We start from the raw sequence: 21,569 nt of genomic DNA, 5'->3' as shown, positions 1-21,569 counted from the left end.
ACACTTATTTGAGCTGGTGAAAAAATCGTCAACTTGACTGCAGCCCCCATTTCACAAGGGTTTGAAGACATCATGAAGTGGTTGTCCACCGAGTTATCCACAGGTTCTGTGGATTGTCCCGCGCGTTCGCTCTAGCACGGGCGTGCCAGCACTTTCGATTGCTGTCGGACAATCCTGTCGAAATAGTCGGGGCGGTATGGCCCGTTTGAAAAGGTCAATAAAGGAACGGCAGATTTTGTGAAAATTTCATCAACAGAGGCGCAGCCCTTTCGTTGAAAAATCCGGTAGAGTGGCGCGCCTCACGAATTGCCATCGCTGTCGGTTATGAATTTTCGCGGTAAAAACCTCGCTCCATCGTCTGTATCTGCGCCTGCACCCAAGCGTTTTTCCTTGAAGGTCGCCTTGTGGCTGCTCGATAGTCCGCGCCTGGGCGAGAAGCACAGCGTCAAACACCTGGCTGGACGCCTGCTCAAGCAGCCTGCGCGGCAAGGGGTGGTGGTCGCCCAGAGCCGTCTGGGGCAGATGCTCTGTCGCGATTGCGGCAATGCCCGCGACCGGCGTATCGGCCACGAGCTGCTGCGCCAGGCCGCACGTGCCGGCGATCCGCAGGCTCAGGCCGAGTACGCCCGGTTGAATCCGGCCAGCGAGCACAATCCTTCCTGAAGCCGCTGCGCCGGCCTGTTAAGCTGCCTGCCTCTGGATAGACGCAATTGAGGTAGCTATGGCGGTCGATCTGCTCAGCATCGTGCTGGGCCTTGTAGCAGCGGCAATTCCTTGCCTAGGCTGGGTCTGGCACCTACAGCAGCGCCATGCTGCCCAGCAGCGCCAATGGGCCTTGCTCGAAGAGCGCCTGAGCACGGCATTGCTCGCGCAGCAAGGGCTGCAGGCCCAGCTTGACGCCAGCCGTGACGAAATCAGCGACCTGGCCGAGGCCAATAGCGCCAAGCAGGCCAGCCTGGCCGCCCAGGGCCGCGAAGTCGAACTGCTGCAGGTCGAGCGTGACAATGCCCGCGACGCCGCCCATGCCTGGCAACTCGAACGCAGCAACCGCGAGTCCGAGCTGCGCCGTCTGGAAGCCCATGCCGCCGGCTTGCAAGCCGAGCTGCGCGAGCAGCAGGAGAGCCATCAGCAGCGCCTGGAAGACCTGCAAGAGGCCCGCGACACGCTGCGCGCGCAGTTCGCCGAAATGGCTACAAAGATCTTCGACGAGCGCGAGCAGCGCTTCACCCAGACCAGCCAGCAGCAACTCGGACAGTTACTTGATCCGCTCAAGGAACGTATCCATGCCTTCGAGAAGCGCGTCGACGAAACCTACCAGCAGGAGGCCCGTGAGCGCTTCTCGCTGAGCAAGGAGCTGGAGCGTCTGCAGCAGCTCAACCTGCGCCTGTCGGATGAAGCCACCAACCTCACCCAGGCGCTCAAAGGGCAAAAGACCCAAGGCAACTGGGGCGAGCTGATTCTTGAGCGGGTCCTCGAACACGCAGGGCTGGAGAAGGGCCGCGAGTACCAAACCCAGGTCAGCCTGAAAAGCGCCGACGGCGAGCGCTTTCAGCCAGACGTGCTGATCATGCTGCCCGGCGACAAGCAGGTGGTGGTCGACGCCAAAGTCAGCCTGACGGCCTATCAGCAGTGGGTCAGCGGCAATGACGAAGCGGCGCTCAAGCAGCATGTGCAATCGCTGCGCAGCCACGTCAAAGGCTTGTCCGGCAAGGACTACAGCCGCCTCGAGGGGCTGCATAGCCTCGATTTCGTGCTGCTGTTCGTGCCGATCGAAGCGGCTTTCTCCGCGGCATTGCAGGCCGAGCCGAACCTGTTCCAGGAGGCCTTCGATCGGCAGATCGTGATTGTCAGCCCTACCACCTTGCTGGCCACCCTGCGCGTGATCGACAGCCTCTGGAAGCAGGAGCGCCAGGGCCAGAACGCGCGGGAAATCGCCGAGCGGGCCGGCTGGCTGTACGACAAGTTCGTCTTGTTCATCCAGGATCTGGACGAGCTCGGCAGTCGCTTGCAGCAGGTCGACAAGGCTTACTCCGCTGCGCGCAACAAGCTCTGTGAAGGGCGTGGCAACCTGATCAGCCGCAGTGAGCAGCTCAAGTTGCTCGGCGCGCGGGCCAGCAAGAGCCTGCCGGCGGACTTGCTGGAGCGCGCCTTGAGTGACGAAGCGCTTACTGAACCAGGCTCAGATGGCGGTTGAGCAGAGCGCGCAAGGCGGCTGGCTTGACCGGCTTGGCCAGGTAATCGAGGCCGGCGGCGTGGACCATGGCAATGGTTTCGCTGCGGCCATCGGCGCTGATCACCACACCCGGCACCGGCTCACCGAGGCGCGTGCGTAGCCAGGCCATCAGCTCGGTGCCGGTGTCGCCTTCATCCAGGTGAAAGTCGACCAGCGCCAGGTGCGGGCGCATGCCATTGGCCAGCAGCGCTTCGCATTCCTGACGATTGCGCGCAGTCCAGACCTGACAGCCCCAGCGGCTGAGCAGGCTGTTCATGCCGAGCAGGATGCTGTCTTCGTTGTCGACACACAGCACCTGCAGGCCCGCCAGCGGTTGCCCCGGCTGCTGTTCAACGGCTGCAGCCGGCGCGACGCTGCCGCTGGCAATCGGCACACTGACGCGGAACACGCTGCCCTTGCCCGGCCACGAGCGCACTTCCAGGGCATGGCCGAGTACCCGGCACAGGCCATCGGCGATCGCCAGGCCCAGGCCCAGGCCTTTTTCGGCGCGGGTCTGGTGGCTGTCCAGGCGCTTGAACTCCTGGAAGATCACCTGCAGTTTGTCGTCGGTGATGCCCGGGCCGCGGTCCCACACTTCCAGCCATAGCCGGCCGCCCTGGCGGCGCACGCCAAACAGGATCGGGCTTTTGCCGTAACGCAGGGCATTGGTCAGGAAGTTCTGCAGCACCCGGCGCAGCAGCTTGATGTCGCTGTTCACCCGCAGGCGGCTGCCACGGACACGGAACTCCAGGCCCTTTTCTGCCGCCAGCACTTTGAACTCGGCGCCCAGCGCGTCGAACAGATCGCTCAGGGCAAAGGCTTTCACGTCAGGGGTGATCTTGCCGTTTTCCAGGCGCGAGATGTCCAGCAGGTCGCTGATCAGCTCTTCAGCCGAACGCAGTGAGCTGTCCATGTGCTGCACCAGTTGCTGCGACTCGCTGCTCATGCCCTCGGCTTGTTGCGATAGCGCTGCCGAGAACAAGCGTGCAGCGTTGAGCGGCTGCATCAGGTCATGACTGACCGCGGCGAGGAATCGGGTTTTCGACTGGCTTACGGCCTCGGCCCGGCTCTTCGCCTCGGTCAGCGCCTGGTTGAGCTGGGACAACTCATGGGTGCGTTCGGCGACCCGTTGTTCGAGGCCTTCGTTGGCCTCTTTGAGGGCCTGCTCGGCCTCGCGGAACGGGGTGATGTCGGTAAAGCTCATGACAAAACCACCACCCGGCATCGGGTTGCCGATCAGCTCGATCACCCGACCATTGGGGAACAGCCGCTCGGAGGTGTGCGCCCGGCCCTGGCGCATCCAGTGCAGCCGGCGCGCCACATGCACCTGCGCCTCGCCCGGGCCGCACAGGCCGCGGTCGGCGTTGTAGCGGATGATATCGGCGATCGGCCGGCCAACGCTGATCAGCCCCTCAGGGTAGTTGAACAGCTCCAGATAACGCCGGTTCCAGGCCACCAGGTGCAGGTTCTGGTCAACCACGCTGATGCCCTGGTTGATGTTCTCGATGGCACCCTGAAGCAACGCACGGTTGAACTGCAGCACCTCGCTGGCCTCGTCGGCGATGCGCACCACGTCCTCCAGCTGCATGTCGCGGCCTTCGATGGCAGCCTTGACCACGGCGCGGGTCGAGGAGGTGCCGAGTACGCCGGCGAGTAGCCGTTCGGTGTGTTCGATCCAGTCGCCATCGGCGTTCTGGTTGGGGTTGAAGCCCTTGCCCTGGCGGTAGGCGAAGCGAATGAAGCTCTGCCGGGCGCGTTCTTCGCCGACAAAGCGGGCGGCGAGGTTGAGCAGGTCGTCGATCTGCACCGCCAGCAGCGAACGGCTGTTGGGCCGCTCACTGGTTTGCTGGCCGATGAACCGGCCCGCCTGCCAGTGCTCGGACACGCGCGTGCGCGACAGGATCGAGACCCAGGCAAACAGGATGAAGTTGCCCGCCAGCGACAGCACCACACCTTGGGTCAGTGGCGTGATCGGCAGGTTCAGTGGGTTGCTGTCGAGCCAGGTCAGGCCCGGGAACAGTTGCAGCGACCAGCCCAGGCTGTGCGCGGTAATCGGCAGCACCAGGGTGTAGAACCAGAGGAAGATCCCCGCCGCCAGCCCGGCGAATACGCCACGGCGGTTGGCCTGCTTCCAGTACAGCGCGCCGAGCATCGCCGGGGTCAGCTGGGTGACCGCAGCGAAGGCGATCTGGCCAATGGTCGCCAGGCTCGCGGTGGAGCCCAGCAGGCGGTAACTGACATACGCCAGCAACAGGATTACCACGATGGTCACCCGGCGCACCGAGAGCATCCAGTGGCGGAACGCTTCGAACGGGCGCTCGGCGTTTTTGCGCCGCAGCAGCCACGGCAGCAGCATGTCGTTGGAGACCATGGTCGACAGCGCCACCGCCTCGACGATGACCATGCCGGTGGCCGCTGAGGCGCCGCCGATAAAGGCCAGCAAGGCCAGGCTTGGATGCGCTTCGGCCAGTGGCAGGCTGATCACGAACGAGTCGGAGATCACCGTGCCCGGCAGCAGCATCTGCCCAGCCAGGGCAATCGGCACCACGAACAGCGCTGCCAGTACCAGGTACATCGGGAACACCCAGCGCGCCGTGCGCAGGTCCTGCGCTTCGATGTTCTCGACCACGGTGACGTGGAATTGCCGCGGCAGACAGATGATCGCCATCATTGCCACCCCGGTCTGGACCACCATCGACGGCCAGTTGATGGTCTCCTGCCAGTAACTCTCCAACTGCACCGACTGGCGCGCCTGGGTGAACAGGTCGTCGAAGCCGTCATACAGGTTGAACACCACGAACACGCCCACGGCAAGAAACGCCAGCAGCTTGACCAGCGCCTCGAAGGCAATCGCCAGGACCATGCCGCGGTGGTGCTCGGTGACGTCCAGGCTGCGCGTGCCGAACACGATCGAGAACAGCGCCAGCACCAGTGACACCACCAGTGCGGTGTCTTGCACACGGGTGCCGGTGGCATCGGCATTGGCGCCGATCAACAGGTTGACGCCGAGCACGATGCCCTTCAGTTGCAAGGCAATGTAGGGCAGTACGCCGACCAGGCAGATCAGCGCCACCACCACCGCCAGGCTCTGCGACTTGCCATAACGTGCGGCGATGAAGTCGGCAATCGAGGTGATGTTCTGCTGCTTGCTGATCAGCACCATCTTCTGCACGACCTGCGGCGCGAACACCAACAGCAGCACCGGCCCCAGGTAGATCGGCAAGAACGCCCAGAGCTGTTCGGCGGCCTGGCCGACCGCGCCAAAGAATGTCCAGCTGGTGCAGTACACGGCCAGCGACAGGCTATATACCCAGGCGCGCAGGCGCGGCGGCAGAGGCGTGCTGCGGCGGTCGCCGTAAAAGGCGATGGCGAACATGATGGCCATATAGACCAGGGCGACCACGGCGATCAGCCCGCTGGACAACGACATGAAAACTCCGCAGCAATAGGGTAGAGCGTGGGCCCGGTGAACAAGTCTGGCATGTGCCTTGCGCGTCGTCAGCGTCGACCATGGTCGCACTGGCGTGTCGTCGCAGTGCGGCCTGAGAGCAGGCGACCTGCATCTGGATGTGGCGCAATGACGCTCAGGTGCATTCTAATCAACAAACAGCCACCGGCATCACTCAGGGAATCGATTGATGAGTCACCCCTCGCAATTTACCTTGCTCGGCAAGCGGCGCTTCTTGCCGTTTTTCATCACCCAGTCACTGGGCGCGTTCAATGACAACCTGTTCAAGCAGTCGTTGATCCTGGCGATCCTGTACAAGCTCAGCCTTGAGGGCGACCGCTCGATCTGGGTCAACCTGTGCGCGCTGCTGTTCATTCTGCCGTTCTTCCTGTTCTCGGCACTGGCCGGGCAGTTTGGCGAGAAGTTCGCCAAGGATGCGCTGATACGGGCGATCAAGCTGGCCGAGATCGTCATCATGGCGATCGGCGCAGTGGGTTTTGTCAGCAATCACCTGGTGCTGATGCTGCTGGCGCTGTTCGCCATGGGCACCCACTCGGCGCTGTTTGGGCCGGTCAAGTATTCGATCCTGCCGCAGGCGCTGCGCGAGGACGAGTTGGTCGGTGGTAATGGCCTGGTCGAGATGGGCACGTTCCTGGCTATTCTGGCGGGCACCATTGGCGCTGGCGTGATGATGTCGTCCAGCAGCTATGCAACGGTGGTCGCCGGCGGCATCGTCGGCACCGCCGTGCTCGGCTATCTGGCCAGCCGCTGGATCCCGCGCGCTGCTGCGGTGGCGCCGCAGATGAAGCTCGACTGGAACATCTTCAAGCAGTCCTGGGCGACCCTACGCTTGGGGCTTGGGCAGACGCCGGCGGTGTCGCGCTCGATTGTCGGCAACTCGTGGTTCTGGTTTGTCGGGGCTATCTACCTGACCCAGATCCCGGCCTACGCCAAGGACTGGCTGCACGGCGACGAGACGGTGGTGACGCTGGTACTGACGTTGTTCTCGGTAGGCATCGCGGTGGGTTCGCTACTGTGCGAGCGACTCAGTGGGCGCAAGGTGGAAATCGGCCTGGTGCCGTTCGGCTCGTTCGGCCTGACCTTTTTCGGCCTGCTCTGGTGGTGGCATTCGGGCGATGTGCCGAGCACCGACGTGGCGCACGACTGGCTGGCGTTGTTGGGCATGCACCAGGCTTGGTGGATCATGCTGTCGATCGTTGGCCTTGGGGTGTTTGGCGGGTTCTATATCGTGCCGCTTTATGCGCTGATCCAGGCGCGGACTGCCGAGGGTGAGCGGGCGCGGGTGATTGCTGCCAACAACATTCTCAATGCGTTGTTCATGGTGGTGTCGGCGTTGGTCACCATTGTGCTGTTGAGCGTGGTCGAGCTGACCATTCCACAGCTGTTTCTGGTGGTGTCGCTGCTTAATATTGCCGTTAACGCTTATATCTTCAGCATCGTGCCTGAATTCACCATGCGCTTCTTGATCTGGCTGCTGAGTCACTCGATGTATCGGGTCGAGCATCGGGACCTGCAGCGTATTCCTGATGAGGGGGCGGCGCTGCTGGTGTGCAACCATGTGTCGTTCGTCGATGCGCTGTTGATCGCTGGGGCGATTCGCCGGCCGATTCGGTTTGTCATGTACTACAAGATCTATAACTTGCCGGTGCTCAACTTCATCTTCCGCACCGCTGGGGCGATCCCGATTGCTGGGCGAGGTGAGGATGAAGCCACCTATGAGCGGGCCTTCGCGCGCATCGCTGCGGCCCTGACGGCGGGTGAGGTGGTGTGTATCTTCCCTGAGGGCAAACTGACGGCCGATGGTGAGATCGATGAGTTCAAGAGTGGCGTCACGCGGATTCTGCAGGAAACCCCGGTACCAGTGATTCCGCTGGCCTTGCAAGGGTTGTGGGGGAGTTTCTTCAGCCGCGATCCGGCCAAGGGCCTGTTCAAGCGGCTGTGGTCGCGGGTGACCATTGTGGCTGGGGAGGCTGTGGTTGGGGATTTGGCGGGGCCTGAGTTATTGCGGGAGCGGGTTTTGGGGTTGCGTGGGGGGCGGCGTTGAGGGTTTTCTGGACTGGGGGCTTATCCGTTTTTTGTGGTGGCTGTTAGGGCTCCTTTTGCCCTTACGGCGAGTCACTTGTTTGGCAAACGCGCCAAAAAAGTAACCACAAAAAACGCTTGGCTCCACATCCGGCCCCTGCGCTGGGCTGGCGCAGATCGAGAGCTAGGGCCGCTCTGCGGCCCTTTCGCGACACAAGGCCGCTCCTACATTTTGACCGCGCATGATGCAATTACGCGTTGCCTGTAGGAGCGGCCTTGTGTCGCGAAGCGACCCCGGCAAGCGCTGCGGGCCAGGAGGGCCCGTTCAGCGCGGTCCTCCCGGGATCAATACTGCAGAGAGGGAACCCCGCAGCGCAGGGGCCGTATGTGGGAGCGACGGCTTTTGGTTCGTTTTGCCGCGGACGCAGTACGACCAAAAGGGACTCGCCGTAAGGGCGAAAGGGGCCCGAACAGCCGCCAAATCAAATGGATAGTGCCCGAAACCGCCAGTCACTCCATCAGCTAGCACTAACCTTCAACCCCACCAACCCAGTAATGATCAAAGCCACACTAAGCAGCCGAATCAAAGCCATCGACTCCCCAAACAGGATAATCCCGGCAATCACCGTACCCACCGCCCCCACCCCGGTCCAGATGGCGTAAGCAGTCCCCAGCGGCAACTCCCTCATGGCCAACCCCAGCAACCCAAGGCTGATCACCATCGCCCCCACCGTAAGCACAGTAGGCAACGGCCGGGTAAACCCGTCGGTATATTTCAAACCCACCGCCCAGCCCACTTCGAACAGGCCGGCGAAAAACAGAATGATCCAGGACATCTGTGAGTCTCCATCTTATTAAGGATGGGGCCGTCCCCAGGCTGGTCACGCAGTGCGTGGTGAGGTCGTCCTCACGTGTGCACTATATTGCACAAGTGCGTTTACCAAGGCAAGTCACTGAGCCTCGGGCCTGGTTTCGACCCCGGTATGTCCCGGCTCCCGCATGCGCCGGAACCAGGTCGAAAGCAACGCACCAGAAATGTTGTGCCACACACTGAACAACGCGCTCGGCACCGCCGCCAACGGCGAAAAATGCGCCGCCGCCAACGCCGCGCCCAGCCCCGAGTTCTGCATGCCAACTTCCAGCGCCAGCGACTTGCGCTGAGCCAGCGGCAACTTGCACAGCTTGCCGGTGAGGTAGCCAAGCAAATAGCCAAAGCTGTTATGCAGTATCACCACCGCCATGATCAGCAACCCCGATTCGGCGATCTTCGCCTGGCTGGCCGCAACTACCGCGCAGACGATCATCACGATGCTCACCACCGATACCAGCGGCAGCACCTGCACCGCAGCTTGCACCCGTGCGCCCAGCAAGCGCTGGGCGAGCACGCCGAGAATGATCGGCAGCATCACCAACTGCAGGATCGACCAGAACATGTCCATGAACGAAACCGGCAACCAGGCCGAGGCCAGGAACCAGATCAGCGCAGGTGTCAGCAACGGCGCCAGCAGGGTAGTCACCGCCGCGATCGCCACCGCCAGCGCCAGGTCACCCTTGGACAGCCAGACCATCACGTTCGAGGCGGTGCCACTCGGGCAGCAACCGACCAGAATGACACCGACGGCAATCTCTGCCGGAAGCTGGAACAGCTGACACAGCAGCCAGGCCATGCCCGGCATGATCACAAAGTGCGCGACCACCCCAAGCGCAACCCGCCAGGGCTGGCGGGCGAGGGCGGCGAAGTCGTCGAGCTTGAGGGTCAGGCCCATGCCGAACATCACCAGCCCGAGCAGCGGCACGATGGCCACCTTCAGGCCGATGAACCATTGCGGCTGCAGGAACGCCAGGCAGGCAAACAGTAATACCCAGAGGGCGAAGGTGTTGCCGACGAAACGGCTGAGGGCGGCGAGGGCACGCATGGGACAATCCTTGTTCTTCTATTAAGTAGCCAATCGATGCAGGTGGGGCTGCGCGGGCAACCCCACGCCGCAATCAGACGCCCTGCGGAATGTCTTCACCACCCAGCGCTTCAAACAGCGCCGGCAGGAACTCCTTGAAGGTCATCATCATCAGCAGGAAGCTCGCATCGAACTGCTGTTGGGCTTCTTCACCGCCGTCCTGCTCGGCCTGCTCTTGCAGCAGTTCTTCGAACTTCAGGCGCTTGATCACGGTCTTGTCGTCGAGTACGAACGACAGCTTGTCCTGCCAGGCCAAGGCCAGCTGGGTGACGACCTTGCCATTGCCCAGGTGCAGCTGGATCTCGTCGCTTTTCAGGTCCTGGCGCTTGCAGCGGACGATGCCGCCGTCTTCGTGGGTGTCACGCAGCTCGCACTCGTCCAGGACATGGAAGTCCTCAGCCGCCTGCGAAGTGACCCACTCGGTCATGGTCGCGCTAGGCGCGGCCTTCACGGTGACCGGGCGTACCGGCAGCGAGCCCATCACTTCACGCAGGGTCGACAGCAGGTCTTCGGCGCGCTTGGCGCTGGCCGAGTTGACCAGGATCAGGCCCTGACGCGGGGCGATGGCGGCAAAGATCATCGAGCGACGAATGAAGGCGCGTGGCAGGAAGGCCTGGATGATCTCGTCCTTGATCTGGTCGCGTTCTTTCTTATAGACCTTGCGCATCTGCTCGGTCTCGATCTCTTCGATCTTTTCTTTGACCGCGTCGTTGACCACGCTGCTGGGCAGGATGCGCTCTTCCTTGCGCGCGGCAATCAGCAGGTACTCGCCGCTGACGTGCACCAGCGGGGCGTCTTCACCCTTGCCGAACGGCGCGACGAAACCATAGGTGGTCAGCTCCTGGCTGGCGCACGGACGGGCCGGCTTGCTGGCCAGGGCAGTTTCCAGTGCCTCAGGCTCGAATGGGACTTCCTGGGTCAGGCGGTAGGTCAGCAGGTTCTTGAACCACATGGGGGTAGATCTCTCCTTAATGCATAAGGCGGGCATTATTCTCCGACTGGGGCCATGCGGCCAACCCTGTCAGAGGGCCATCAGGCGGTTAATGGTCAATAAAAGCCTGATAGCGCTAGGTCCTTGAAAGGCCTGCAAAATTATTTGAAAAAAGTGCTTGCCAGGGTGGTACGTCCTCCGTAGAATGCGCGCCACACCGAGACGAAGGGTGATTAGCTCAGCCGGGAGAGCATCTGCCTTACAAGCAGAGGGTCGGCGGTTCGATCCCGTCATCACCCACCACTCGATGTATAGCGCAGCGGTAGTTCAGTCGGTTAGAATACCGGCCTGTCACGCCGGGGGTCGCGGGTTCGAGTCCCGTCCGCTGCGCCATATTGAGCTTCAAGGCCCACTGAACACCTTGAAGCGACAGAGAAAGCGACCTTAGGGTCGCTTTTTTTGTTTCTGGCATTGCGTCAGAATGCCTTGTCCGCCGGTCGCGGCCAGCAGGCTGTGCTCCGGCTCTTCATTGCACGCAAGAGACCGACCATGCAGGATGCCAGTACCTCTCCAACGCCCGCCGCTGCGGCGCCTTTGCTCGGTATCGACCTGGGCACCACCAACAGCCTGATCGCCGTATGGCAGGATGGCCAAGCCCAACTGATCGCCAATGCCCTCGGCGACGTATTGACGCCATCGGTGGTCAGCGTCGATGACGATGGCAGTATTCTGGTCGGCAAAGCCGCCAAAGCCCGCCTGACCACCCATCCGCTGCGCAGCGCAGCTGCGTTCAAACGGTTCATGGGCAGCGACAAGCGCTTCGAGCTGGGCGAGCATCGCTTCACCCCTGAAGAACTGTCGGCGCTGGTGCTGGGAGCCTTGAAGCAGGATGCCGAAGCGTATCTGGGCTGCCCGGTCAGCGAAGCGGTTATCTCGGTTCCAGCCTATTTCAGTGACGAGCAGCGCAAGCGCACGGTGTTTGCCGCAGAGTTGGCCGGGCTCAAGGTGCAGCGGCTGATCAACGAACCAACCGCAGCAGCCATGGCCTACGGCCTGCACGAACAAAAGTTCGAGCGCACACTGGTGTTCGACCTGGGCGGCGGCACCTTCGATGTGACCGTGCTGGAATACGCGCTGCCGCTGATCGAAGTGCATGCCTCCACCGGTGACAACTATCTGGGCGGTGAAGACTTTACCGATGCATTGTTGCTGGCGTGCCTGCGCGACTGGGGGCTCAAACTCGAGCAGCTCGAGCCACAGGCGCTGGCCAGCCTGCACGACGCCATCGACCAGTTCAAACATGCGCTGGGTGAGGGTCAATCGACCTTGACCTGGCAAGGCGACGGCCAGGCCCGTGAGTGGCAGCTCGACGAGCTCAAGCTGCAGGGCATCTGGGCGCCGTTGCTGGCTCGGGTGCGCGCACCGATCGAACAGGCCCTGCGCGATGCGCGCTTGAGCCCCAAGGAGCTCGACAGCCTGGTGCTGGTCGGCGGCGCCACGCGCATGCCGCAGGTGCAGCAGTTGGTGGCCAAGCTGTTTGGCCGGCTGCCGTACCGGCACCTGGACCCAGACACCATCGTCGCCCTTGGCGCCGCCAGCCAGGCGGCTTGCAAGGCCCGCGATGCGGCCATCGACGAATTGATCCTGACCGACGTGTGCCCGTATACCCTGGGCATTGCCTCGCAGCGTGGCGAGCAGAGCGCCGGCGCGTTTTCGCCGATCATCGAACGTAATACGGTGATCCCCACCTCACGGGTCGAGCGCTTCTACAGCACCCACCCGGAGCAAAAAACCGTGCGTATCGCGGTATACCAAGGCGAGCGTCCCTGGGTGCGCGACAATATCCTGGTCGACAGTTTCGAGGTCCCGCTGCAGTCGACCGGGCAGATTCAGTCACTGGATGTGCGTTTCAGCTACGACATCAACGGCTTGCTTGAAGTCGATGTGACATTCATCGAAACCGGCCTCAAACACAGCCACAGCATTGACCGCAGCCCGACCGGGCTGGATCAGGACGCGCGCCAGGCCAGCCATGAGCGCTTGTCGCGGCTGAAGATTCACCCACGCGATGCCTTGCCCAACCGCACCTTGCTGGCGCGGCTGGAGCGGGCCTGGATGCAGAGCCTGGGCGATGAGCGCGAGCTGATCGGCAGCTGGCTGGATACGTTCAACGGAGTGTTGGCCGGGCAGCAGGCCGGCGAGATCAGCCGCCAGCGCCAGCAATTGAGCCAGGCGCTGGACGAGCTGCGTTACTGACCTTGGCTCGGGCCGCACTGCGGCCTGTTGCCTTGCTCAGGGTGATGGCTAGCCGTTCATCCGGCGCAAGGCCGCCTGCAAACCACCCTCCAGATCGGCCGCCTTGCCCGGCACTGGCCCATAGCGGTTGGGCAGTTTGTCTCCCGGTAGGCTCACCAGTATCAGCGGCACCACCGGCAGCACCCGGCTGAGCACCACAAGCAGGATCAGCACCGGCACGCCCTGGCCAAGATCGCGCAGGCGCCGCAGCATGGCGCTGACCATCAGCAGCACCATCGGCGCTGCCATCGCCGGCAGCAAGGTCATCAGGCTGCCGCAGGCGATCACCGCTAACAGATGCAGGCCGAAGCCCTTGCGGTCGAGGCGGCTGTTGAGCTTCCACACCGCCCACATTGGCTGCGCCACCTGCTTGCTGTTGTTGCGCAGCATGCGCTCGGTCCAGCCCAGCAACGCCATGATCGCGCAGCGCAGGCCGGGGTCGAGGTCGACGTTGTCCTTGGCTTTCTGCAATCTACGCAACAACCGCGTTTTCGGCGGTGCGCAGTCATTGAGCAGGCTGTCGAGGGCATCCAGAGCGTCGTTGAACGGGGCGCTGGCCATCCCTTGTTTACGCAGTAGCTGCCCGCTTGGATGTGTGCACTTGCCGGCCACCAGGCTGCGGCGTAACGGCTCGTACCAGTAGTCCTCGATGTACAGCGCCTCGAGGCGATCGCGCAGGCGGGTGCGCTGGGCTTCGTCGAGGCTGCGATCGTGATAGAGCACGGCGCAGAACAGCATTTTGCCCAGTGGGTAATCGTCGAGCACCGCCGGTTCGTTTTCCAGGCAGGTCAGCAACTGCGCAGCGGTGGGCAGGCGGCTGCTGTCGAGGGCCGTGCGCAGGCTCAGCACGCGGCTGGCGAGCAGGCCTTGCAGCGGCTCGTTGTAGTCCAGCGCGGCCAGCACATCGCTGCTGCCATGCGGCCCGGCGATGGCCTGCAGCAGCGCGCTGTGCAGCGAGGCAAACGGGTGCTCGGCCGGGTAGTGCAGTTGCCCGGGCAGTTGCGGGTCGATCAACGCCAGCCAGCGGCTTGGCTGGTCGAACAGCGCCAGCATGAACAGCTGCTGACGGTGCCAGGCCCACAGTGATTCGCCTGCTGCCGGCGCTGGCAGTGGCGCGCCATGGGCGGCCAGGGCTTCCTGCGTCTGCAGGGCGAACGGCCGGGTGAACATGCGGCGCATGTCGAACTGGCTGTTGAGTTCATGCAGGGCGTGCTCGGGATACACCCGCATACGCCGCAGCCACTCGCGGCAGACCGGGCGGATGGCGTCTTCACTGAGCGCTTCAGGCAACTGTGCGCGTGGATCATTGGCTGCGCAGAGATCTACCAATGCCTGCACCACCGGCGACTGTTCGAGCCAGTGCAGCTGCTGCGCCGCTTGCGCTTGCAAGCCTTCGAGGATCAGGTTATCGAGAGTGTCTTCCCGCGCTGGCTCAGCGACTACCAGACGCAGCAGCTCGGCTTCACCGCGTTGCAGGGCCCAGGCCAGCCAGTACAAGCGCTGCAAGTCTGCGTCCGGCTGCTCCTGCAGCAACCAGGCCAGCAGTGGCAATTCGTCGTCACCGTCCAGGCGCCAATCGATGAATGTCGCGGCAATGTCGCCCAGTTCAAGCCGCGCCGCTTCGAGCCAGCGCGACAAGGTCTGCGGGCTCTGCGACGGGCTACCCCAGGCCTGCGCCGGGTCGGCGAGGTCGGCCGGCCAGCTGTCGCACGGGGTCTGCAGGTCGAACGCCTGGATCAGCAGCGGCAAGCGCTGCGGCTGGTGCCGTGCGCACAGGTTGAGCAGCCAGCGCTCGGCCTGCGGGTGGCGATGTTCGCGCCACAGCCGCAGCCAGCATTCCAGTGCCTGCTGTTCAGCGCCAAGCGCCTCGGCCTGGCGCGCCAGCAGGTACAGCAGGTCGACATCGTCGGGCGCCTGTTGCAGTTGCTGCTGCACCTGCGCGTGCAGGGTCTGGCTGCCGATCCCGGCCTGGCAGAACTGCACCAGCAGGCGTTGCAGCAGAGCTTCGTCGTTGGGGAAAGCGAGGCAGGTGTGTGCCTGTACGAACTGCTCGTACTCGAACAGCGGGCGCTGATTGAAGCAGTATTCCAGGCTGCGGAAGTACCACAGCGTCTCCAATTGCGCAGCGGGTGGCCAGTCGCGCATCAGGCTGGTATCGAATGGATCGGGTTCGCTCAGGCGCTGGAGGAATGCTTCGACCTCCTGCGGGTCTTGCAGGCGCAGCAACTGTTCAGCCCAACCCAGGCGCTGTGCCAGCAGGCCGGCGCAGCGGTGCGAAATCGGCCCGCAGCTGCGCAGTTCATGCAGCAGCTGCCAGCTCAGTTGTTCCAGTTCGTCCAACGGCAGTTCGTCGAGCTCGGCGATGTAGCCCTGCCAGGCGGCGGGATCGAAACGCAGGGTGGGGTCTTCCAGCAACCGGTGAAAACCGCGCAATGCGCCTGACATCTCGTCAGCTCTGGCTTCGGCTTCGACCACTGGCGCGGCGTCGGCCTCGCTTTCACGGGCCAGGCGCAGCGCTTGTTCGTAGGCCTCGCGCAGCGCCTGGAAACCTTGCGGGTCAGTTTCCGGATGATGTGCCGGCAGCAGGCCGCGGTAGGCCTGGCGGATCAGATTGAGGTCCTGGGTCGGTTCCAGGCCAAGGCGTATCCAGCAACTCATGACCAGCAGTCCTCTTCCAGCGATGCCGGGCGTTCCGGTTCAGGTAATGGCAGATCCCAGCTGAGGCTGGCCAGCAGCTCGCTGGCACCCAGGCGCAGGTTGAGCAGGATGCAGCGGTTCCAGTGCTCGTTGCCCTGGCGTTCGAGTTCGGCGGCGAGTGCCTGGTCGCTGCTGTCAGAGACGTTCCACAGCGCCTTGCCGAACAGGTAGCCGGCCAGGTAGCCGTCCCAGCTGTTGTAGTAATGGCGGGCACGCAAGGCCAGGCGGTAATGCAGGTAGAGGCTTTCTTCGGCAGTGATGTAGGACTTTTTCAGCCCGGCGCGCAGCAGAAAGCTCATCCGCCCCAGGTCCCAGGCGCGGGTGCCGCCGGGGCCGCAGTCCGGGTAGGTGCGGGCGGCGTACTGGTACTTGATCCGGTCCCGTTCGGGCAGGCGCTCGAGCAGCGCTCGCCACTGGCTGGGCAAGCAGCGCTGGAACTGCCAGTAGGCTTCGGACAGCTCGGTGGCGTGGCCGTTGTCAGCCATACCGAGCATGTCCAGCAACTGCGCACGGTTGCTGATGCCCCACCAGCGTTCGAGGTCGCTCTGGTCGTCGCCCTCGTGATAGTCCGGCGCGGTGTAGCTGGCACCGTTGAGGGCAGCCATCGGTGCGGACAAGGCATGCAGCCAATGCTGCGCGGTTTCTTCCATGACACGGACTCCTGGGCCGGCGCAGAACAGAGAGGACGGCCGGCCTTGCGGGTGGCGATTGTAAATAGCGGCCAGCACGGCGGCAAATGGCCTGCTCGGGATGGCGCTTCAGCTGACCGTTTTTCCGGCCAGACGTTCTTCCTCGCGCAGGGTCAGCACTTCATAACCGTCAGCAGTGACCGCAACGGTGTGTTCCCACTGCGCCGACAGCGCGCCGTCGCGGGTGATCACCGTCCAGCCATCTTTCAGCTCGCGGGTGCCGCGCGCGCCCTGGTTGATCATCGGCTCGATGGTGAAGACCATGCCAGGCTTGAGCTTCATGCCCATGCCGCGTTGGCCGAAGTGGAGGATTTCCGGTTTTTCGTGCATCTGCTGGCCGATGCCATGGCCACAGTATTCACGTACTACGCTGTAGCCAGCCGCTTCGGCGGTGCTCTGAATGGCGTGGCCGATGTCGCCCAGAGTGGCCCCCGGGCGAACTTGCTCGATGCCGCGCCAGAGCGCGTCATAAGTGGTTTCTACCAACCGCTCGGCTTCAGCGCTGATCGCGCCGATGCGGTACATCTTCGACGAGTCGGCAATATAACCGCCTTGTTCCAGGGTGATGTCGACGTTGACGATCGAGCCTTCAGCGAGCACTTCGTCAGCCTTGGGCATGCCGTGACAGACGACGTGATCGACCGAAGTGTTCAGCGAATAGGGGAAACCGTATTGGCCCTTGCTGGCCGGCCGGGCGCGCAGGGTCTGGACGATGAACGCCTCGGCGTGGTCGTTGATCTGCATCGTGGTCACGCCGGGGCGGATGAAGCCGTCGAGTTCGGCAAACACCTGCGCCAGCAACTGGCCGGCGCGGCGCATCAGCTCGAGTTGTTCGGCTGTCTTGAGGATGACTTGGGACATTGGCGCTTCAAAGACCTCGCTTGAATCAGGCTGCAGCATATCCCCATGGCACCCAGCCTTGCCACCGCGGCGCCGTGCCCCAGGATGGGGACACGTGCACCAAGACGAGTCGAAAATCCCCCATAGGCGGCGCATCGACTTTCTCGCCACTACCCGTTCGCGCAAGCGTCGAGCCCCGGCCAAAGCCATCGCCCAATAATTGGCACAGTCCCTGCTTTGACCCATCTACAACACGCCCCACTGATCAACGGCGATCAATCAGGGGCCTCACCCAGATGAGAACAGGCAAAGGCGCCTGGAGCTTCGGCTCCAGGCGTTTTTTTTTGTCTTTGCGGCGGCCAACCCCGCCAACCCGTGATCGAGGATCGGCTATGCAGGCAACAGCGAACGGCGGACAACTTCAGCGACTGGTCATCGTCGGCAACGGCATGGTCGGCCATCACTGCGTCGAGCAACTGGTCGAGCGCGGCGCATTGGCGCGCTTCGAGGTGCGCGTATTCGGCGAGGAGCGTCAGCGCGCCTACGATCGCGTACATCTCTCAGAGTACTTCGCCGGCAGCGACAGCGAAGCGCTGGCCATGTGCGAGGCGGATTTCTACGATCGCCACGGCGTGCACCTGCACCTCGGCGAGGGCGTGCTCGAGATCGATCGCGAGCGCTGTGAAGTGGTCACCGCAGAGGGCCGTTATGGCTACGACCAGTTGGTCCTGGCCACCGGCTCTTATCCGTTCGTGCCGCCAGTCGAAGGCTCCAGCGGCACGTCGCGGCTGGTCTATCGCACCCTGGATGACCTTGACGCCATTCGCGCCGCCGCCAGCGGCAGCCGCCGGGGTGTGGTGGTCGGTGGCGGCTTGCTGGGCCTCGAGGCGGCCAACGCCTTGAAGTCGCTGGGCCTGGAAGCACACGTGGTGGAGTTCGCGCCGCGCTTGATGCCGGTGCAGCTCGACAGCGAAGGCGGCGCGGCATTGAAGGCGCAGATCGAGGCGCTGGGCGTGGGGGTGCATGTGTCACGCGCCACCCAGTCGATCAGCTCCGGCAGTGAGTACCGCTATCGAATGAATTTCGACGGTGGCGAGTATCTTGAAACCGACCTGATCGTGTTCTCTGCCGGTATCCGCGCACAAGACGCCCTCGGCCGCGCCTGCGGCCTGGAGACTGGTGCGCGTGGCGGAGTGGCGATCGACCACGATTGCCGCAGCAGCGACCCGCAGATCTTCGCCATCGGCGAGTGCGCCTCGTGGAATGGCAGCGTGTTCGGCCTGGTCGCGCCCGGTTACAGCATGGCGCGCAACCTTGCTGCGCTGTTGCTTGGTGAAACGTCCACCCCGTTCACCGGCGCCGACATGTCAACCAAACTCAAGCTGCTTGGAGTCGATGTCGGCTCGATCGGCGACGCCCACGGCGCGACTCCAGGCGCGCGCAGTTACCGCTTCATCGACGAGGCCAACGCGGCCTATCGCCGGCTGGTGGTCGATGCCAGCGGCAAGCACGTGCTCGGCGCGGTGCTGGTCGGTGACAACAGCTACTACGACACCCTGCTGCAGTACTGCCAGAACGGCATTGCCCTGCCAGCTGATCCGGCCACGCTGATCCTGCCGCAGGGCGGCGGCGCGCCGGCGCTGGGTGCCGATGCCTTGCCCGATACGGCGACCATCTGCTCCTGCCACAACGTCAGCAAGGGCGCGGTCTGTGCGGCCATCGACAGCGGCTGCAGCGACCTCGCCGCGGTCAAGAGTTGCACCAAGGCGGCCAGCGGTTGCGGCGGTTGCGCGGCGCTGCTCAAGCAGGTCTTCGAGCACGAGTTGACTGCCCGAGGGGTCACCGTCGACAAGAGCCTGTGCGAGCACTTCGGCTATACCCGCCAGGAGCTTTATGGGCTGGTCCGGGTCGAGGGCATCCGCACTTTCAATGAGCTGCTCGAGCGTCACGGCGAAGGCCATGTCGGCTGTGACATCTGCAAACCGGCGGTGGGTTCGATCCTGGCCTCGTGCTGGAACCAGCCGATCATGGACGCCGCGCTGGTGCCGCTGCAGGACACCAACGACACCTTCATGGCCAACATGCAGAAAAACGGCACCTACTCGGTGGTGCCGCGCATTCCCGGTGGCGAGATAACCCCGGACAAGCTGATCGTGATCGGCCAGGTGGCGAAAAAATACGACCTCTATACCAAGATCACCGGCGGTCAGCGCATCGACCTGTTCGGCGCGCAGTTGCACGAACTGCCGCTGATATGGGGCGAGCTGATCGCTGCAGGCTTCGAGACCGGTCACGCTTATGGCAAGTCGACGCGTACGGTCAAATCCTGCGTCGGCAGCACCTGGTGCCGCTACGGCGTGCAGGACAGCGTGGCCATGGCCCTGCGCCTGGAAGACCGCTACAAGGGCCTGCGCTCGCCGCACAAACTCAAGTTTGCCGTGTCCGGCTGCACCCGCGAGTGCGCCGAGGCGCAGAGCAAGGACATCGGCGTGATCGCCACCGACAAGGGCTGGAACCTCTACGTCTGCGGCAACGGCGGCATGCGCCCGCGGCACGCCGAGCTGTTTGCCACCGACCTCGATGACGACAGCCTGATCCGCATGATCGACCGCGTGCTGATGTTCTACATCCGCACTGCCGACAAGCTGCAGCGCACCTCGGTCTGGCGCGAGGGCCTGGAAGGTGGCCTGGATTACCTCAAGGCGGTGATCCTTGACGACAGCCTGCTGCTTGGCGCCGAGCTCGAAGCGCAGATGCAGCACGTGGTCGATCAGTATGAATGCGAGTGGGCCAACGCCCTCAACGATCCAGAAAAACTCAAACGGTTCCGCACCTTCGTCAACGACCAGCGCGCCGACCCGGACGTGCACTTTGTGCGTGAACGCGAACAACGCCGGCCGGTGGCCGCGCTGCACCTGATCCCAACTGTCGAGGAGGCTGTCTGATGAACTCATGCAATGTCGCAGTAGCGCAACAACCCAGCTGGCAAACGGTTTGCCAGCGCGGCGATCTGGTCGCCGATTCCGGTGTAGTGGTGTGGCTGGACGGCGAGCAGGTGGCGCTGTTCTACCTGCCTGGCCAGGCTCAGCCGCTTTATGCCGTGGCCAATCGCGACCCGCGCTCGGGCGCCAATATCATCGGCCGCGGCCTGATCGGTAGCATCGGTGGCGAGCTGACGGTGGCGGCGCCGTTGTACAAGCAGCACTTCAGCCTGCGCAGCGGGCGCTGCCTGGAAGACCCGCAGCAGGCGCTGCGGACCTGGCCGGTGCGCCTGGCAGGGGAGGCTGTCGAGGTGGCGATGCGCTAAGATGGCTGACCGACGCTGATCGCGGGCAGAGCTGCTCTTACGCATGAATCTCGACACTCGAATCAAGTACCGCCACTTGCTGTGCTTTCTGGAAATCGCCCGCCAGGGCAGCCTGGCGCGTGCGGCTGACGTTCTGGCGATCAGCCAGCCAGCGATTTCCAAGACCCTCAAAGAGCTTGAGCAGTTGCTCGAGACGCGGCTGTTCGAGCGCACTCGGCTGGGCGTCGAGCTGACCACCGCTGGAACGCGCTTCATGCGCTACGCTGGCCCCAGCGTGCAGGCCCTGCGCGATGGCGTGAGCAGTGTGCGCGGCGAGGCGCGGGCGCCGTCGCAGGTGCGCATTGGCGTGCTCTCGACCGTCGAAGGCCTGCTCATGCCGGAGGCGCTGTGCCGCCTGCATCAGCGCCATCAGGCGTTGCTGATCAGCGTGAGCACCGGGGTCAGTGCGCAGTTGCTCGGCCAACTGCGCCTGGGTGAGCTGGAGTTGGTAGTCGGGCGCATGACCGACAGCCCGCAGATTCAGGGCTTGTCATTCGAGCACCTGTACAGCGAATCGATGAGTCTGGTGGTGCGTCCGGGCCATCCGCTGCTGGCGCTACAGCCGCTCGAACGCAGCCGGGTTGGCGACTATCCGCTGGTGTTGCCTCCGCTGGGCACCACCATCCGCCAACACGCCGACAGCCTGTTTGTGCAGTGCGGCATCCACATGCCGGCGCAACGTCTGGAGACCTTGTCGCTGGCGCTGAGCCGGCGCTACCTGCTGGGCAGCGATGCAGTCTGGGTCGCCCCGCGTGACGCGGTGCTGATCGACCTGGGCCGCGGCGAGCTGGTCGAGCTGGACCTTGGCATCTACGAACCGGGTGGCTCGGTGGGCATCTGCCGCAATGCCGCGCTGCCGCAGAGCCTTCCGGCGCAGTGGGTGTGCGAGGTGCTGCGCGAGTTGGCCGGGGAGTACCGCGAAGGGCTTTATCCCTGACGGATCTGTCATGTTTCGCAGGGCAGACATAAATAGCCACAATACCCGCCGCAGGTAGCATCTGGGCTCAATACTGGCCAGTGGCTGCAGCGTTGCCATGAACAACCTTTCACCTACTGAACTTACTGCCCGCAAGCGGCTCCTATGCCGGTAGCCATTGGTAACGACCGCCTGCT

At 63.6% G+C, this 21,569-nt stretch carries 13 protein-coding genes, 2 tRNA genes and 1 pseudogene; 9 read left to right on the top strand and 7 right to left on the bottom strand.

Annotated elements, in window-relative coordinates:
* Positions 1-324 precede the first annotated feature (324 nt).
* A pseudogene (locus K3F44_RS13525) lies at positions 325-654 on the top strand (sel1 repeat family protein); the annotation flags it as partial.
* 181 nt (positions 655-835) lie between these two features.
* Complete coding sequence (gene rmuC / locus K3F44_RS13520) at positions 836-2,194, top strand: DNA recombination protein RmuC (protein ID WP_178080838.1); 1,359 nt, start codon at positions 836-838, stop codon at positions 2,192-2,194.
* Here the strand turns inward: rmuC and K3F44_RS13515 are convergent.
* Positions 2,166-5,642 (bottom strand): hybrid sensor histidine kinase/response regulator, encoded by a 3,477-nt coding sequence (locus K3F44_RS13515; protein WP_150570926.1) that lies wholly within the window; start codon positions 5,640-5,642, stop codon positions 2,166-2,168. The two genes, rmuC and K3F44_RS13515, sit on opposite strands and share 29 nt — an antisense overlap.
* Before the next feature lie 208 nt (positions 5,643-5,850).
* On the opposite strand from K3F44_RS13515, the gene K3F44_RS13510 reads away from it, so the two are divergent.
* Positions 5,851-7,725 carry an MFS transporter gene (locus K3F44_RS13510; protein ID WP_220632418.1) on the top strand — a complete coding sequence of 625 codons (1,875 nt, stop codon included), beginning with the start codon at positions 5,851-5,853 and terminating at the stop codon, positions 7,723-7,725.
* 496 nt (positions 7,726-8,221) lie between these two features.
* Here the strand turns inward: K3F44_RS13510 and sugE are convergent, their stop codons facing one another.
* The 3 genes from sugE to rdgC all read right to left on the bottom strand — a co-directional run bounded on the left by sugE (position 8,222) and on the right by rdgC (position 10,610).
* The gene (gene sugE / locus K3F44_RS13505; protein WP_220632417.1) at positions 8,222-8,539 is read right to left on the bottom strand and encodes a quaternary ammonium compound efflux SMR transporter SugE; all 318 of its coding nucleotides are present in this window, start codon (positions 8,537-8,539) and stop codon (positions 8,222-8,224) included.
* A gap of 114 nt (positions 8,540-8,653) precedes the next feature.
* Positions 8,654-9,619, bottom strand: coding sequence for a bile acid:sodium symporter family protein (locus tag K3F44_RS13500; protein ID WP_220632416.1), 966 nt, complete (start codon positions 9,617-9,619; stop codon positions 8,654-8,656).
* 73 nt (positions 9,620-9,692) lie between these two features.
* The gene (gene rdgC / locus K3F44_RS13495; protein ID WP_101321711.1) at positions 9,693-10,610 is read right to left on the bottom strand and encodes a recombination-associated protein RdgC; all 918 of its coding nucleotides are present in this window, start codon (positions 10,608-10,610) and stop codon (positions 9,693-9,695) included.
* A gap of 206 nt (positions 10,611-10,816) precedes the next feature.
* Here rdgC and K3F44_RS13490 point away from each other — a divergent pair.
* The 3 genes from K3F44_RS13490 (at position 10,817) to K3F44_RS13480 (ending at position 12,845) form a co-directional block, all read left to right on the top strand.
* Positions 10,817-10,892 (top strand) — tRNA-Val (locus K3F44_RS13490).
* A 13-nt stretch (positions 10,893-10,905) separates the two neighbouring features.
* Positions 10,906-10,982, top strand: a tRNA-Asp gene (locus K3F44_RS13485).
* A gap of 156 nt (positions 10,983-11,138) precedes the next feature.
* A complete protein-coding gene (locus K3F44_RS13480; protein WP_150572535.1) occupies positions 11,139-12,845 on the top strand; it encodes a molecular chaperone HscC in 1,707 nt (568 codons plus the stop codon).
* A 48-nt stretch (positions 12,846-12,893) separates the two neighbouring features.
* Here the strand turns inward: K3F44_RS13480 and K3F44_RS13475 are convergent, their stop codons facing one another.
* The 3 genes from K3F44_RS13475 to map form a co-directional block, all read right to left on the bottom strand.
* Positions 12,894-15,542, bottom strand: a complete 2,649-nt coding sequence (locus K3F44_RS13475) for a J domain-containing protein (RefSeq protein WP_220632415.1) — start codon at positions 15,540-15,542, stop codon at positions 12,894-12,896.
* Complete coding sequence (locus K3F44_RS13470) at positions 15,539-16,231, bottom strand: DUF1266 domain-containing protein (protein WP_220632414.1); 693 nt, start codon at positions 16,229-16,231, stop codon at positions 15,539-15,541. The genes K3F44_RS13475 and K3F44_RS13470 overlap by 4 nt, the downstream gene beginning before the upstream one ends.
* A 108-nt stretch (positions 16,232-16,339) precedes the next feature.
* Complete coding sequence (gene map, locus K3F44_RS13465; protein ID WP_220632413.1) at positions 16,340-17,131, bottom strand: type I methionyl aminopeptidase; 792 nt, start codon at positions 17,129-17,131, stop codon at positions 16,340-16,342.
* A 371-nt stretch (positions 17,132-17,502) separates the two neighbouring features.
* Here map and nirB point away from each other — a divergent pair, with 371 nt between their 5' ends.
* The 3 genes from nirB to pcaQ are packed head-to-tail and all read left to right on the top strand — an operon-like array spanning position 17,503 to position 21,393.
* Complete coding sequence (gene nirB / locus K3F44_RS13460) at positions 17,503-20,055, top strand: nitrite reductase large subunit NirB (RefSeq protein WP_220632412.1); 2,553 nt, start codon at positions 17,503-17,505, stop codon at positions 20,053-20,055.
* On the top strand, positions 20,055-20,417 hold the full coding sequence (gene nirD / locus K3F44_RS13455; RefSeq protein WP_188035388.1) for a nitrite reductase small subunit NirD: 363 nt from the start codon (positions 20,055-20,057) through the stop codon (positions 20,415-20,417). Before nirB ends, nirD begins: the two co-directional genes overlap by 1 nt.
* A gap of 43 nt (positions 20,418-20,460) precedes the next feature.
* Positions 20,461-21,393 carry a pca operon transcription factor PcaQ gene (gene pcaQ / locus K3F44_RS13450; RefSeq protein WP_101321705.1) on the top strand — a complete coding sequence of 311 codons (933 nt, stop codon included), beginning with the start codon at positions 20,461-20,463 and terminating at the stop codon, positions 21,391-21,393.
* The last annotated feature ends 176 nt before the right edge of the window (positions 21,394-21,569 follow it).

The sequence above is a fragment of the Pseudomonas sp. S07E 245 genome (genome assembly GCF_019599025.1).
Lineage (GTDB): Bacteria > Pseudomonadota > Gammaproteobacteria > Pseudomonadales > Pseudomonadaceae > Aquipseudomonas > Aquipseudomonas shirazensis.
This window is presented reverse-complemented; position numbering and strand designations above follow the sequence as displayed.